This window comes from Methylotuvimicrobium buryatense 5G (genome assembly GCF_000341735.1).
In the GTDB taxonomy this organism is placed as follows: domain Bacteria; phylum Pseudomonadota; class Gammaproteobacteria; order Methylococcales; family Methylomonadaceae; genus Methylotuvimicrobium; species Methylotuvimicrobium buryatense.
Genome location: NZ_KB455575.1, coordinates 2,387,721 through 2,402,897, shown reverse-complemented (window position 1 = coordinate 2,402,897; position 15,177 = coordinate 2,387,721). Strand labels below are relative to the sequence as shown.

Here is a 15,177-nt window from a genome sequence, read left to right as displayed (position 1 = left end):
GAACCCTCCTTAAAATAGGGAGGTTATTTACGACCAAATCCATAACTATTCAATTGAGACGGAAAATACGATGAAACAGGTTTTAATAATAGCGTTGGCTTTCATTTCCTTGTCCGCCCAAGCGGACGACGCCAAAAACGAATGGCACAATACATCGCTGTCCGAAGCGACGATCAAGAAAATTCAAGAGTCGCAATATCATTATAAAAAATGTATTGCCAACGAATTGCAAGTCACTTCGGCAAGGCCTCAAGATGTTAGAAAGGGTACCGAAGCCATCGTTAAGAAATGCGAGAATGTTCTGGCCGATATGAGAAATGTGTATCTTCAGGAAAAAGTGCCGGAGGTGATCGCCGACCGGCATTTAAAGCAAATGCGCATTCAAACCACCCGCGATGTGCTCAGAGAAATGATGTTCATCGAATCCGCGCGAAAAGCCGGACAACAATAATCAAATCAGAACGGATGTTATGAATACGACCTATACGATAGATTTAACCCTAAAGCCGACTACCTTCGATTTATGGCATGTTTGTTTGGCGGGAACGGTTGCGTTGCTAGCCATTTTGCTGATCGTGTTGTTGATAGTCATGTTAATCGGAATCGCCAGAGGCAGAAAAAAACTGCTCGAGGAAGCCTTGCGCGAGTCTTCCGCTTCACTGGCAGCGAGTATTAAAATACCCGAGCCCGAAGTCAAAATCGTCGAGAAAATCGTCGAAGTCGAAAAAGTCGTTCAAGCGCCGGCGCCGGAACCGGTCGTACTAAAAGAGGCGACACCGGATGCGGCTCTGCAATTATTGAATCTACTTCAAAAAGAAGCGCGCTTCATCGACTTCATCAAAGAAGATATTACCGCTTACAACGATGCCGATATCGGTGTGGCGGCAAGAGTGGTTCATGAAGGTTGCAATAAGGCGATCAACGAACACTTTAAACTCGTAGTCGTTCATGAAGGCCAAGAGGGGTCTAAAATTACCTTGCCAAAAGGTTTCGATGCTTCGGCGGTTAGATTGACCGGTAATATCGTCGGCGAAGCGCCCTTTACCGGAACTTTGATTCATAGAGGTTGGCAAGTAACCGACATACGCTTGCCTAAATTAACTATGGGGCATAATGCTAAGATTATCGCTCCGGCAGAGGTAGAGTTATGAAAAGTTTGTTCGGACATTTACGCTCGGAAAATCCAGGAGAAGGCGCGCTTAATGCCGACGTGACTCAAAATGAATCGAACGAAGATAGCCCTTCGGAAGACAGCGATGTCGAGCAAGGCACGGTCGAGTATTCCGGGCCTCGTTTTTCGGTTGGAATCGATTTGGGCACGACGCATTGCGTGTTGTCCTATGTCGATTTAAGCCAAAGCGATGAGGATGGTCATGTTCAGGAAGTCATGGCGATACCTCAGTTGACTTCGCCGGGTGCTGTCGAGGAATTGATGCAGTTGCCGTCTTTTTTATATCAGGCGCATCAAGCCGAGTTGGCGGAAGGTTCCTCCGCCTTACCCTGGACAGCGAAGCCGGAATTTCTAGTAGGAGAGATCGCACGCAGCTTGGGTAGCAAAACGCCGATTCGTTTAGTGTCGAGCGCGAAAAGTTGGCTCTGTCATGCCGGTGTCGATTGTAAGGCACCAATTTTGCCGGCTGAGGCGCCCGAAGAAGTCGAACGGGTTTCCCCTTTTCAAGCGACCGTGGCCTATTTACAGCACATACGCGATGCCTGGACGCAACTGCATCCCGATGCGCCGTTGGCTAATCAGGATCTGACAATTACGGTGCCGGCTTCGTTCGATCCTGCCGCACGCGAATTGACTGTCGAAGCTGCGCGTTTCGTCGGTTTGGAACAGGCGCTCTTGCTTGAGGAGCCGCAATCGGCTTTGTATAGCTGGATCGAGAGAAGTAACGGAGAATGGCGTAAGCAAACCGAAGTCGGCGATATTATTTTGGTTATCGATATCGGCGGCGGTACGACCGATTTGTCGTTGATCGCGGTTACGGAGCACGATGGTAACTTGGAACTCACGCGCGTCGCGGTCGGCGACCATATTTTGCTCGGCGGCGATAATATGGATCTGGCCTTGGCTTATACTGTCAAAGCCAAGCTCGAAAAGGACGGTAAGCGCTTAGAGTCTTGGCAGATTCAAGCCTTGACCCATGGCTGCCGCGAAGCGAAAGAAAAGATTTTCAACGATCCCTCGTTGGATGTGATGCCGCTGGTCGTTCCGAATCGCGGTTCGTCTTTGATTGGCGGTTCGTTGCGTACCGAATTGACGCGCGAAGAGATCAATAATGTGTTGGTCGATGGGTTTTTTCCGAGAATAGCGGCGTCAGACCGTCCGATTAGTCGTCCTCGCGGCGGTTTGCGTACGGCGGGTTTGCCTTATGCTCAAGATGCCGGGATTACACGGCATTTGGCGGCGTTTTTGGCCAAACAGCTCAACGCGACCGACGACTTAAAAGATATTAATCTGCCTGAGCATGCATCGTTTTTGCATCCGACAGCTGTGCTGTTCAATGGCGGCGTATTAAAAGCCGCGCCGCTGGCCGATCGTTTGATGGAAGTCCTAAACAGCTGGTTGACTGGAGAGCAAGCGCCCGAAGCGCGTTTACTCGAAGGTGCCGATCTCGACCTAGCGGTCGCGCGCGGTGCGGCCTATTACGGTTATGTGCGTAAAGGTAAGGGTGTTCGGATCAAAGGCGGCACGGCGGCTTCTTATTATGTCGGTATTGAGAGCGCAATGCCTGCCGTTCCGGGTATGCCGCCCGAAATCGAAGCGCTGTGTATTGCGCCGTTCGGCATGGAAGAAGGCACCGAAGCGGCGCTGCCTGATGACGAATTTGGATTAGTCATCGGCGAGCCGGTGCGTTTCCGCTTTTTCAGCTCGAATACCCGTCGTGAGGATAGAGTCGGTACCCGTTTAGATTATTGGACCGATGAAGAGCTCGAAGAACTGGATGAAATCGAGATTACCTTGCCTGAAGAAGGAAGAAGAGTAGGAGAGGTCGTTCCTGTGCATCTCACTTCGGCCGTGACCGAAGTCGGTACCCTCGAATTGCATGCGGTCTCGCGCCAAGACGGCAAACGCTGGAAGGTCGAATTCGACGTTCGCGCCGGCGAAGAGGCTTGATCGGAGTAAATTTAGTTGATCTCGCGCAGGGGCGCAGAGAAAGTTTTTTCAAATGGTTCCCACGCTCTGTGCTCGTCGTTATACAGAAGTACCGGTAAACTTGTTGAATAAAGTTTATCGAATATCTAGGAGCGATGATGTTTGATAAATTTGTGGATATTGAACGTCAGTGGCTTCGATAGTCGCGACGTAGGCGTCGCTCCCACAGGAGGCCGGAAGCCTCTGTGGGAGCGATCCCCAGATCGCGATTTCGAAGTCGAAAGTGTTAGCTGGCAATAAACGGTATCGAGGTCATATTAGCTAAGATGGAAAGACGACACCTACGATTTATGTATAACGATGAGCGCTCTTCGTGGGAACCCAGGCAGGGACGCTAGAGCGTCCCTGAACCGCTGAGCTGTTCAGGCTCCGTTTCCACGCAGAGCGTGGGAATGATGAAAGCGTAGAAAAGAAGAAAAAGCTTCAATTCTCTGTGCCCCTGCGCCTTTGCGCAGGAAACGAAGTAAAGCCGGCTATAAGGCCTTGACAAGTAACCACACTGTGCAAAAACAAAATCCTCAATTTCTGGTCGGCATCGACCTCGGAACGACGCATACGGTCGTAGCCTTCTCGCGTGCGGATCAAACAGAATCCGAAATTCGAATATTCGACATTGAACAGCTAGTCGCTCCGGGTGAAGTCGCAGCGCGGCCGTTGCTGCCGTCGGTGCGTTACCATCCGGCCGAAGGCGAATTGTCCGAGGCAGACTTGGCGTTCTTGCCGACCGAAGACAAGGCTGTAATCGGCGAGGCGGCGCGGGTACTCGGCGCGAAAACGCAGGGCCGTTTCGTGACCAGCGCGAAAAGCTGGCTGTCTCACCCGTCGATCGATCATACCGCGGACGTTTTGCCGTGGGGCAGTAATGATGACATTTCGAAAGTGTCTCCGCTCGAAGCCAGCGCGAGTTATTTGGCGCATATTCGTAGCGTCTGGCGGCACAAATTTCCGGACGCGCCGCTCGAAGATCAAGACATCGTGATCACCGTACCTGCTTCTTTCGACGAAGGCGCAAGGTCTCTGACGATCGAGGCCGCTAAATTGGCCGGACTCAAGCAAGTCAAATTGCTCGAGGAGCCGCAAGCGGTCTGTTACGACTGGCTCCGGCGGCATGCCGGCAGCATCAAGCAAGAACTGTCCAATGTGCGTCTACTGTTGGTTTGCGACGTCGGCGGAGGCACGACCGATTTGACGTTGATCAAGGTCGAGCCGGCCGAACCGGAACCGAAATTGACGCGGATCGGCGTCGGCGATCATTTGATGCTCGGCGGCGATAACATCGATTTGGCGCTCGCGCATTTGGCCGAAAAGCGCATCACTGGCGGCGACAAGCGCCTGTCGGCGGCCGATATGTCGCAATTGATCGAACAATGCCGCATCGTCAAGGAAAAGCTTTTGGCCGACGATGCACCGGAACAACTCGCCGTTACTTTGCTCGGTGGCGGCTCGAAACTGATCGGCGGCACGCGCTCGGCGATGTTGACGCGCGACGAGGTGCGAAGCATCGCACTGGATGGTTTCTTTCCATTGTCCGGCTTGAACGACTTGCCGGATCGCAAGCGCAGCGGCGTCGTCGAATTCGGCCTGCCTTATGCGGCGGAACCGGCGGTCAGCAAACATATTGCAGCGTTTTTGAAATTGCATAGCCAAGCCGCGCTCGATGCATTGAACGGCGAGGGTGTCGTGCCGGATGCGTTGTTGCTGAACGGCGGCGTGTTTCGTAGCCGCCCGCTGACTCAGCGGATGCTCGATTTGATTGCATCCTGGCGAGGCGATGCGCCGAGACTGCTCGAGAACAAGCATCCGGAATTGTCGGTCTCGTTGGGTGCGGTCAGTTATGCGCAGGCAAGGCGGAATAAACAAATCCGCATCGGCGGTGGCGCGGCGCGCAGTTATTTCTTGATCGTCGATACCGAAGGCGGCGAACAGAAAGGCGTTTGTATCTTGCCGCGCGGAAGCGAAGAGGGGCTCGAGGTCGTTTTGCAAGATCGGCAATTCGCGTTGCGATTAGGACAGCCGGTGCGCTTCCATTTAGCTTCGACGACGGGCGACACCGAATATAATCCGGGTGAATTGGCTACGATTGACGACGAGCGTTTTCATTCGCTGCCGCCGCTGGCGGTTGCCTTGACCGGCGATGAAGTGCCGGCCGAAATCCAACCGGCTAAAATGTCCACTTCCGAAGTGACGGTGCAATTGGCCGTTACGCAAACCGAAGTCGGCACGCTGAAGATTCAATGCGTTTCGGTGCAAGATTCGAGCAAGCGCTGGGACGTCGAATTCCAAATCCGCAAGAAAACGGGTACGGGCGTTCAGGCCGAATTGCCGGCACAATTCGACAAGGCGGTCGAGTCGGTTCAGGCCGTGTTCGGTTCCAAGTCGAAAGAAATCAACCCGAAAGCGGTCAAAAGTCTGCGTGCCGATCTCGAAAAGCTGCTCGGCCCGCGCGCCGATTGGGAAACGCCGTTATTGCGAGGCTTGTTCGGCGTTTTGCTCGATGGCATCAAATACCGCAAACGTTCCGAAAATCACGAACGAGTCTGGTTGAGCCTGACCGGTTTTTGTCTGCGCCCCGGTTTCGGCTATCCGCTCGATGATTGGCGCGTCGAACAATTATGGAAGATTTACGATCAATCGATTCAGTATGTCAACGAAGCGCAAATCTGGAGCGAGTGGTGGACACTTTGGCGGCGTGTCGCCGGCGGTCTCGATGCGGCTGCGCAGGAAAAAATTTTCGACGACATCGGCAAATATCTGAATCCGGCTTCGGCACGGCAGCCGGCCGTTGCGAAACAGCTCAAGACACGCGCTTACGACGATATCGTGCGCCTTTCGGCCGTGCTTGAACGTTTGCCGGTCGATAAAAAAACTCAACTCGGCGAATGGTTGTTGAAACGTTTGCAAAGTCCTGGCGAATCCGAGCAAAGCTGGTGGGCGGTCGGCCGAATCGGCGCGAGGATTCCGTTTCACGGCAGCAGTCATAATGTCGTTGGATCTGAGTCGGCATCCGACTGGTTGAAACAGGTCATGCAAGCCGATTGGAAAAAAACGCCTCAGGCCGGATTCGCCGCGACGCTGATCGCGCGTATGAGCGGCGATAGAAGTCGCGATATCGATGACGCGCTACGCTTCGAAATCGTCGAGCAATTGAAAGCAGCCAAGGCGCCGACGTCTTGGATTGCGATGGTCGAAACGCTAAAAGAACTCGACGAAAAAGAAGAGAAACAAATCTTCGGCGAAGCCTTGCCGCCGGGTTTAAAGTTGATTCTGTGATTTAAAAAATTCTCGTGCAGAGGCGCAGAGTTCTTTTGCTCGTTTCCAAGCTCTAGCTTGTGAACGCAGGATCGAAAGTTACAGCTTCCCGTGACCCTTTGTAGGACTGGGTTTGTAAGCCAGTGCTAAACGTTTCGACCGTGGCCAAAGCAAATCAAAACGTTTGGTTCGGGTTGAATAACCCGCCCCGCGTGAACAAGGGGCCGGGTGCTCTGTGGGAGTAAAAAGATCCGGATAGGTATTAAATTCAAAATAGGCAGGAGCACAAGCATGAGTTTTTGGGGCAAGCTTTTCGGCGAATTCGTCGATGTGATCGAATGGACCGACAGTTCCAGCGATACGATGGTGTATCGCTTCGAACGTTACGGTAATGAAATCAAATACGGCGCGATGCTGACCGTTCGCGAGTCGCAAACGGCAATTCTGGTCAGCGAGGGGCGTGCCGCCGATTTTTACGAGCCGGGTCTCTATCAGCTCGAAACCCGCAACATGCCGATCCTGACCACGCTCGAAAGTTGGCCGCACGGTTTCAAGAGCCCGTTCAAAGCCGAAGTCTATTTTTTCAACATGCGCCGTTTCACCGATTTGAAATGGGGCACGAAGAATCCGATCATGCTGCGCGACAAGGAATTCGGTCCATTGCGGTTGCGCGCGTTCGGTACCTATTCGGTTAGGATCAAAGAGCCTTTGGCTTTCGTCAAGGAAATCGTCGGCACCGGCGGCCATTTTCGCACCGACGATATCAGTTCGCAATTGCGCAATCTGATCGTATCGCGCTTTTCCGACATCATCGGTGAATCGGGCATTCCAGCATTGGATTTGGCTGCAAATTACGACGAACTCGGCGCCTACATCACCGAACGCATCGCGCCGGAATTTTCCGAATATGGCCTCGAAGTATTGCAGTTGTTGGTGGAAAACATTTCATTGCCGCCCGAAGTCGAAAATGCGCTCGACAAGCGCACGAGCATGGGAATCATCGGCGATCTTGGCCGTTATACGCAATTTCAGGCCGCCGAAGCGATGGCTGCGGCCGCGCAAAATCCGTCAGGTGGCGCTTCCGAAGGCATCGGCATGGGTATGGGTTTCGCGGTCGCGCGCGAATTGGGTAAGTCGTTCTCCGAACAATCTTCTGCGCAGCCAGTCACTCCGCCGCCGCTTCCGGCATCGACGGTCTATTTCGTTGCGATAGCCGGACATCAGGAAGGCCCCTACGAGCTAAAAGTCATCGAGCAAAAAGTCCGCAGCGGCGAAATCAATCGCGACACTTTGGTTTGGAGCACCGGGATGGCGGAATGGATGCAAGCCGGTCAGGTGCCCGAGTTATCTGCTGCGTTTGTGCATATGCCGCCGCCTTTGCCGGGTTGATTGGTTAGCAGTCAGCGGTTAGCAGTAAGCAGTGAGCGGTGAAAGGGGAAAGATGAAAGATGAAAGATGAAAGATGAAAGATGAAAGATGAAAGATGAAAGATGAAAGATGAAAGATGAAAGATGAAAGATGAAAGATGAAATTAGAGCTTGACAAATGGTTAAAATGTCGCGCCATTTCACTATTCACTATTCACTATTCACTATTCACTATTCACTATTCACTATTCACTATTCACTATTCACTATTCACTATTCACTATTCACTATTCACTATTCACTATTCACTGCTTACCGCTTACCGCTTACCGCTTACGATGGGGTCTTGTAACATTGGACTGCTATGAATAGTTGCCGTGCCTAAATTTAAAACATCTTTAAAACCCGGTGTCGAACGTTTTCCGTGCGGGCAGTGCGGCGCGATATTGAAATATGCGCCCGGAACCGAGCATCAGGTCTGCGAGTACTGCGGATTCGAAAATCATATCGAGCCAAGCGCCGCGCCGATTCAGGAATATGACCTGCAACAAGCGTTGCGGCAGTTGTCTCAACCTCAGGCTGAGACGGTTAAGGCGCAGATTCATTGCGATGAATGCGGCGCCGGGTTTCAGTTTGATAGTCACATCCATGCCGGCGAATGCCCGTTTTGCGGCACGCCGATCGTCACGACGACAGCACAGGCCAAGCCGATTCAACCGAAATCGCTGTTGCCGTTTGCAATCGGCGAAGCTGAAGCTAAACAGCAGTTTCAACGCTGGATCGCGAAGCTATGGTTCGCGCCTAATGCAGTTAAAAAATATGCCCGTAGCGATACCAAGTTGACCGGAGTTTATTTGCCTTATTGGACTTTCGATAGCGATACCGAGACGGATTATGTAGGCGAACGCGGCGATGTCTATTACGTCACGGTACCGGTTCAAGTGGTACGAAATAACCGTACCGTCACTGTTATGCGGCGCGTGCCTAAGATACGCTGGACGCCGGTTTCGGGTCGCGTACGGCGTTTTTTCGACGATGTGTTGGTGGGTGCGAGCAAATCTTTGCCGCGTAAGATTCTGGATGCTTTGCAGCCTTGGGATCTCTACAATCTGATGCCTTACGACGAAAAATATTTGAGCGGTTTTCGTAGCGAATATTATCAGGTCGAGCTCGATGAAGGCTTCGATGCGGCCAAGCAAATCATGGATAGCGTGATTTACCGGGATATCGCGCGCAACATCGGAGGCGATCATCAGCGTATCCATCAGGCTCGAACAAGGCACGACAAAACGACTTATAAGCATTGTTTACTTCCGGTCTGGTCGGCCGCGTTTCGCTATCGGGATAAATCTTATCGTTTCGTGATCAACGGCCGTACCGGCAAAGTGCAAGGCGAGCGGCCTTATAGTGGGTGGAAAATAGGATTTGCGGTGTTGGCCGCGCTACTGACGGCTGCCGGTATTTATTATTATCTCGAGACTAGCGGCGCATTACAGAAATTGCAGCAAAGCGATTATTATGTCGCGCCTTATCATCAACAATGGTGAGGTGATTTAGAGGGGAATGGGAAGCATGAAGACAGCGAATCGGGCTCTTTCGCTACTGCCTTTTGATTGAAAAACCGCCTAAGAATAAAAGGTATGGGATATGTCTATCGAGGACCGCCGTAAACCCATCCATGAGGGCTTGTCGGCAGCTCTCCCTGCTGCTGCCGACAACCTCGCTAGCCACTGCCCATACCTTCATAAAGCTAACCATTTTTTGAGTATAAAGAGAGTAATTCTCTATAAATACACTCAAGACACAGGTTTTTCGGAATCAGGCAAACAATTTTGCGTTAAATGAGGGTTGCGATTACAATCATTTTTATGTTTTAAGTTTCATTTAATTTAAATTTATTGGGTGAAAGAGCGCCGAGTTCAAAATAACAATGAATAATGCATACATCGGTCGCACAGTTAGCGAAACTCCGTTTCAATTCGAACTACTTGCAGCAAAGACAAGGCAAGCGATAGCTTGTGAATTCAGCAAGGAGTGCCGACTCGGTAGCGATACCGGCAACGATGTTCCGATAACCGGAGACGGGATTTTACCTCGGCACGCCAAAATTTTTGTTAGTGAAGATGGCGCATTATTCATTTCTGCGATCGACGATGCGCCAATCACCGTTAACGGCACGCTTGCCGACAAACCATTGATGCTGAATAACGGAGATTGGCTTTTATTCGGTTCCACGCCTTTTCAAATCAAGTTTCAATACAGTCAAGCCGCTGATGACGTTTTGTCCGGCGACGATGCATCCGCCGGCGTTACACTGACAGGAAAGTCGGTGCTGACGATAGGCCGATTACCTCAATGCGATATCACAATACCTTCGCCGCTGGTGTCCCGTGAACATGCCAAATTAACCAGAGAGTCTACGGGATGGGTTATCGAGGATTGCGGTAGCACCAACGGAACCTTTGTCAATGCGGTGCGCATCAGCGGTAAGCAACCGGTGTTGGCCAATGACTGGTTGAGCTTCGCCGCATTCGACTATCGGTTCGACGGGCACGCTATTATTCCATCGAACCAAGACGGTCAAGTCAAGATCGAAGTGTATCGGTTGACCAAAGAGGTCAAGGAATCGTCGGGTCAGGCTAAACGTTTGTTGGATGGCTTGAGTTTTGCAATTCATCCGGGCGAATTCGTCGGCATTTTCGGCACTAGCGGTTCGGGTAAATCGACGTTGTTGGATGCGCTGAACGGACGCCGGCCCGCCACAAGCGGCGATATTTTATATAACGAAATCGATTTGTACGGCGCGTTCGATTTGTTTCGTGCGGCGATCGGCTATGTGCCTCAGCAGGATATCGTGCATCGCAAAATCGTCATGCAGCATGCGTTGAAATTTACCGCTAAACTGCGTTTGCCTCCCGATACCTCGGATTTTGAAATGGATGAAAATGTCCTGAAGGTGCTTGAAAAGGTCGGATTGGCCGAGAAGGCCGGGTTAGCAGTCGATACGCCGACACCGTTGAGCGGCGGTCAACTGAAACGCGTTAGTTTGGCGGTGGAATTGGTCGCCAATCCGAATGTGTTGTTTCTGGACGAAGTGACCAGCGGACTGGATGCCGGTACCGATAAAAAAATGATGCAACTGTTTCGGAGTTTGGCCGAGGACAAAAAAACCGTCGTTTGCGTGACGCATACGCTGGAAAATATCGACACCTGTCACCTGGTCTTATTGCTGCATCAGGGACGTCTGGTTTTCTATGGACCGCCTCAAGCCGTGATCGGTTATTTCGGGATCGATCGCTTATCCGATGTCTATGAACTGCTCGAAAGCCGTTCGGCCTCCTATTGGGCCGATAAATACCGAGCCTCGAATTTTCACGATACTTATGTCGAAAAACGTTTGAAGCTATCGGAGCAACGCGACAATAAAGATGTTCTAAAATCAAACACGCGACCGACGAATAACAAATGGTTGCAGAGTTGGCGCCAAACCAAAACGTTAATGTCGCGTTATTGCGAATTGATTTTGTCGGATCGTAAAAACCTACTAATTTTAATCTTACAGGCGCCGTTGATCGCGTTGATCGTTAGTTTGGTATTCGAGATGGACGATCAGATAGCTCTGCGAGCGGCCAAGCAAAGCCAGATTCTGTTTATCATGGTGTTGTCCGCGATCTGGTTCGGTTGTCTCAATTCCGCACGGGAATTAGTTAAGGAGTTGCCGATTTATATTCGCGAACGCTCGGTAAATTTAGGCTTAGGGCCTTATATCGTGAGTAAATTGATTCCGTTATCGTTGCTTTGTTTTGTGCAATGCTTCTTGTTATTAGGCGTTATCGCGTTATCGATATCGGTGCCGGGCGATCTGATACAACGTTTTTTGATTTTGTTCGCATCAGGCATGGCGGCGACCACGATGGGGCTTTGCGTCAGCGCCTTTGTCAATTCCAACGATAAAGCGGTTGCGACGGTGCCGATTTTATTGATTCCGCAGGTTATTTTATCCGGTGCTGTGGTTAATCTCGAAGGCGCCGGGCTTTGGATAGCCAAAACGACGATGATTTCTTATTGGTCTTTCGATGCGATGAAATTGACGCTCGGCGAGGAGATTAGGGCTGTTAAGGATTTTACCGGAACCACTGTCGTATCGATAGCAGGAAGCACAGGGAGCGATTTGGCGGCGATTGCCGGGTTGGGTTTGTTTTTTCTGATCGCGACGGCAATAGGTCTGAAACTCAAGGATACTAAAAAATAACCGAAGCCGATTTGAACATATATGAATGAAACAGCACAAGAACAGCCCCGGACCTGTCCCAAATGCGATCAACCGGATTCGGCCGATGTGATCGCGCAAAATAAATACCGGTGTACAAAATGCCAATACGAAATAGCGCATATCGATACCGCACCTAACGGCTCGATACGCGGTATTTTCGGTTGGCTGAAAGGCGTCGGCGATTTGATTGGCGATCGCTATATTATCCAAACAGTGCTGGGAAAAGGCGGTTTCGGCGCGACTTACCTAGTCGAAGACCAACGCGTGAAAGGAAAACGTTGGGCGCTCAAGGAAATTCCCGAGATGTTATTCGATGAATATGAAGTTTCGTTGTTGAGCAACCTCGATCATCCCTCGATCCCGATCATTGTCGACCGTTTCAATGAAAAAGGCATGGTCTATTTGGTGTTGAAATTCGGCGGTAGCCGAACGCTGGCTACCGAATGCAAGCGGCTCGGTAGAATTGTCTTTACGGACCTTAAGGACTGGATCGTTCAGGTCGGGCAGGTACTCGAATATCTGCATTCGCGAAATCCGCCGATTATCCATCGGGATTTGAAGCCGGAAAACGTTTTGCTGGACGATGAAAACAGAATCATGCTGATTGATTTCGGCATCGCCAAGGAATCTTCGCCCAACGAAATGACCCGTACCTTGGGGAGAGCGGCATCAATCGGTTTCAGTCCGCCAGAGCAGGTCATGGGCACCGGTACCGACATTCGATCCGATATTTATTCATTGGCGGCCACGGTTTATTTTGCCGTGACCGGTCAAATGCCGGTCGCGGCGCATGAAAGGGTGTCCGGTAAAGCCTTGACGCCTCCCAAACAAATTGCGCCCGAATTGCCGGATGTAATCGATAACATGATTCTTAAAGGATTGAGTCTCAATGTCAATGAGCGCCCGCAGACCGTGGCGGAATTCATCGGTGTATTTTCAGCCGTTAGCCAAGTTGATGAAGAGGCTTTGCTGTCCGGCAAAACGGTGCAAATTTCCGATTTGCAATTCGGGCCGGTAATTAAGACCCAAGGGAATCGTTCGCAGCCGATCTCACGTTCAACGACTCAATATGCAGAAGCTCACAATAGCTCCATAAAAAAACTGGCGATTTTGCTTGTCGTTGTCGTAGTGCTGTTTTCAGCGTTTGCCGGCGGCGCCTATTGGCTGTTTTTCAAAGACGGTTCGAATGAAGCGCCGATTGCAAGTGCCGGTCCCGAACCCGAGTCTTTACCGCGTGAGACCGGAATTGCCGATGGCGCGTCTCCTGCTGCGGTGGAATCGCCGTTTGCCGCTCCCTCCGTTGTCTCGAAGCCTGTCGTGCCTTCGGCAGATTCAGGTTTGTCGGCACTGGAAATATTGAATAAACGCAGGCCCGTTCAACCGGAATCGGATAACCAGTCTTCGGTCAATAAAGCCGCGCAAACACTCGACTCGAATCGCGTTGTTCAGCAGTCAAGCACGCCTCCGAAACCGGTAGCACGCCCTAAACCGAAGCCGAAACCGCAACCTAAACCGATAGCCAAAACCGAGCCTAAGGAAGATAATTCCGGCTGGGTTATTATTCCGGGGCAAACACAAAAAATACGTTAGGTTAGGGGCGCAAATAACCGAATCCGCTACAAAGATCATTGTTCCGGTAAGTTATTTGTCGCGAAATCCTAAGCATTCGCAGTTACGAGTAACTTCTTTGAGTATAAAGCAGCAATTCCCAATTTGGGGATCAAAAAGGGTGTGGGGTATGCTTGGCGAGGATGTCGGTAGCAGGGAGCTGCCGCCAAGCCCCCATGGATGGGTTTACGGCGTTCCTCGACAGGCATACCCCACACCTTAAAATCGGCGAAACTGCTCAAACAGGGAATTGCTGGAGTATAAAGTGTTAGTCGTTGTTTATGGGGGAATCGGACATTGAGTCCGATGGGTAAAACACTACTTTATAAAGAGGAATCAACGTCATGATGAACAACTTAAGACAAACGCAACAGACCGGCAAAAAACGGTTTTACGGGGCGGGGAGCTTTATAGTATCTGTATTGGTTTTAATGCAAGCCTTGTTTCTTACGGGCCCAGCGCATGCCGGCGGCTACGGATTTGCAGCGCCCGGCGGTTACGGCGTTAAAGTCTATCGGGTAAATTATGCTTTGTATCCGTTTGTACAATTGTATATTCGGACCTTCGATCAAAACATGCAGCCTTTGGTGAATCTCAACGAAATGAATATCGGTCTGATGATCAAAGGCAAAAGCTACGATCCGATGAAACGCCAATATGGCATTCAAAGCATACGCAATCGAAGTGAGGCAACCCGTTCCGTTTTGGTAATCGATGCCAGCAAGTCGATGGCGGGAACGGCATCGGAAACCGCGCTCAGAGCCGCTGCTCGTTTTATCGACAGCAAACGGCCCCAGGATGAGGTCGCGATCCTGGCGATACGAGATACCAAAGAAGGTTATGATTTGGTATCTCAATTCGAAAGGGATGCGGGCGCCCTTGCTAGAAGGTTGGCGGATATTCGAATCGATGGTATGAAAAGCCGTATTTACGATAGTATCGGGGCTGCGATTCAGATGTGCGGCATGTCGGCGCAAGGATCGTCAGTAGACCCTTCGGCCGATAATGTTATTGCTTCGTGTTCGGTAGTCGTTTTTTCCGACGGGCGAGACGAAGGCAGTGCGCTTTCTCGCGAAGAGCTGAATGGCCGAATTACTTCGATGCGGATCCCCATTCCCGTGTATTCGCTTGCTTACGGCAAGAATTCCGTGGACTATTTTAAAAACCTGGAGTCCATATCGAAAAACTCGTTCGGCATCTATTATTCATTGGGTGAAACCTATGACAGGATGCAGCGCATTGTCGAAGAAATCCAAAACATTCTACAAAGCGACTATGTCGTGACTTTTCGCTCCTATATTCCTGTTGACGGCGAGCAGCACTCGTTCAAGGTCGGTATCGAATATCCGACAGGTAGCGGTAAATATTATTACGACAATGGTGAATTCGAAGCGATAGAGCCGCCGCCTATCCAAGCGATTGATAATTATCTCAACCTATTAAATCAAAAAATCCCGCTTCTGCCGGATAACGATCCTTTTTACAACAGGCCGTCCGTTCAGTAGCAGCGCTAATCTAAT

Annotated in this window: 9 protein-coding genes; all 9 read left to right on the top strand. The window is 50.9% G+C overall.

Annotation, left to right across the window (positions count from 1 at the left end):
- Positions 1–70: 70 nt before the first annotated feature.
- The 9 genes from METBU_RS0110585 to METBU_RS0110545 all read left to right on the top strand — a co-directional run bounded on the left by METBU_RS0110585 (position 71) and on the right by METBU_RS0110545 (position 15,162).
- Positions 71–451 (top strand): hypothetical protein, encoded by a 381-nt coding sequence (locus METBU_RS0110585; protein ID WP_017840600.1) that lies wholly within the window; start codon positions 71–73, stop codon positions 449–451.
- Between the two features lie 19 nt (positions 452–470).
- Positions 471–1,151 carry a DUF2760 domain-containing protein gene (locus METBU_RS0110580; RefSeq protein ID WP_017840599.1) on the top strand — a complete coding sequence of 227 codons (681 nt, stop codon included), beginning with the start codon at positions 471–473 and terminating at the stop codon, positions 1,149–1,151.
- Positions 1,148–3,121, top strand: coding sequence for an Hsp70 family protein (locus tag METBU_RS0110575; protein WP_017840598.1), 1,974 nt, complete (start codon positions 1,148–1,150; stop codon positions 3,119–3,121). Before METBU_RS0110580 ends, METBU_RS0110575 begins: the two co-directional genes overlap by 4 nt.
- A gap of 540 nt (positions 3,122–3,661) precedes the next feature.
- Entirely contained in the window at positions 3,662–6,430 is a 2,769-nt protein-coding gene (locus tag METBU_RS0110570; protein ID WP_017840597.1) for an Hsp70 family protein, read from the top strand.
- Between the two features lie 270 nt (positions 6,431–6,700).
- Positions 6,701–7,798, top strand: coding sequence for an SPFH domain-containing protein (locus METBU_RS0110565; protein WP_017840596.1), 1,098 nt, complete (start codon positions 6,701–6,703; stop codon positions 7,796–7,798).
- A 355-nt stretch (positions 7,799–8,153) separates the two neighbouring features.
- A complete protein-coding gene (locus tag METBU_RS0110560; RefSeq protein ID WP_017840595.1) occupies positions 8,154–9,323 on the top strand; it encodes a TFIIB-type zinc ribbon-containing protein in 1,170 nt (389 codons plus the stop codon).
- A 383-nt stretch (positions 9,324–9,706) separates the two neighbouring features.
- Positions 9,707–12,028 (top strand): ATP-binding cassette domain-containing protein, encoded by a 2,322-nt coding sequence (locus METBU_RS0110555; RefSeq protein WP_017840594.1) that lies wholly within the window; start codon positions 9,707–9,709, stop codon positions 12,026–12,028.
- Between the two features lie 21 nt (positions 12,029–12,049).
- Entirely contained in the window at positions 12,050–13,639 is a 1,590-nt protein-coding gene (locus METBU_RS23930) for a serine/threonine protein kinase (protein WP_017840593.1), read from the top strand.
- Between the two features lie 362 nt (positions 13,640–14,001).
- Positions 14,002–15,162: a vWA domain-containing protein gene (locus METBU_RS0110545; RefSeq protein WP_017840592.1), complete on the top strand. Its 1,161-nt coding sequence runs from the start codon at positions 14,002–14,004 to the stop codon at positions 15,160–15,162.
- Positions 15,163–15,177: the final 15 nt, after the last annotated feature.

Coding starts and splice junctions, on each gene's coding strand:
- METBU_RS0110585 (WP_017840600.1), top strand. CDS start 71: ATGAAACAGGTTTTAATAATAGCGTTGGCTTTCATTTCCTTGTCCGCC.
- METBU_RS0110580 (WP_017840599.1), top strand. CDS start 471: ATGAATACGACCTATACGATAGATTTAACCCTAAAGCCGACTACCTTC.
- METBU_RS0110565 (WP_017840596.1), top strand. CDS start 6,701: ATGAGTTTTTGGGGCAAGCTTTTCGGCGAATTCGTCGATGTGATCGAA.
- METBU_RS23930 (WP_017840593.1), top strand. CDS start 12,050: ATGAATGAAACAGCACAAGAACAGCCCCGGACCTGTCCCAAATGCGAT.
- METBU_RS0110545 (WP_017840592.1), top strand. CDS start 14,002: ATGATGAACAACTTAAGACAAACGCAACAGACCGGCAAAAAACGGTTT.
- METBU_RS0110555 (WP_017840594.1), top strand. CDS start 9,707: ATGAATAATGCATACATCGGTCGCACAGTTAGCGAAACTCCGTTTCAA.
- METBU_RS0110575 (WP_017840598.1), top strand. CDS start 1,148: ATGAAAAGTTTGTTCGGACATTTACGCTCGGAAAATCCAGGAGAAGGC.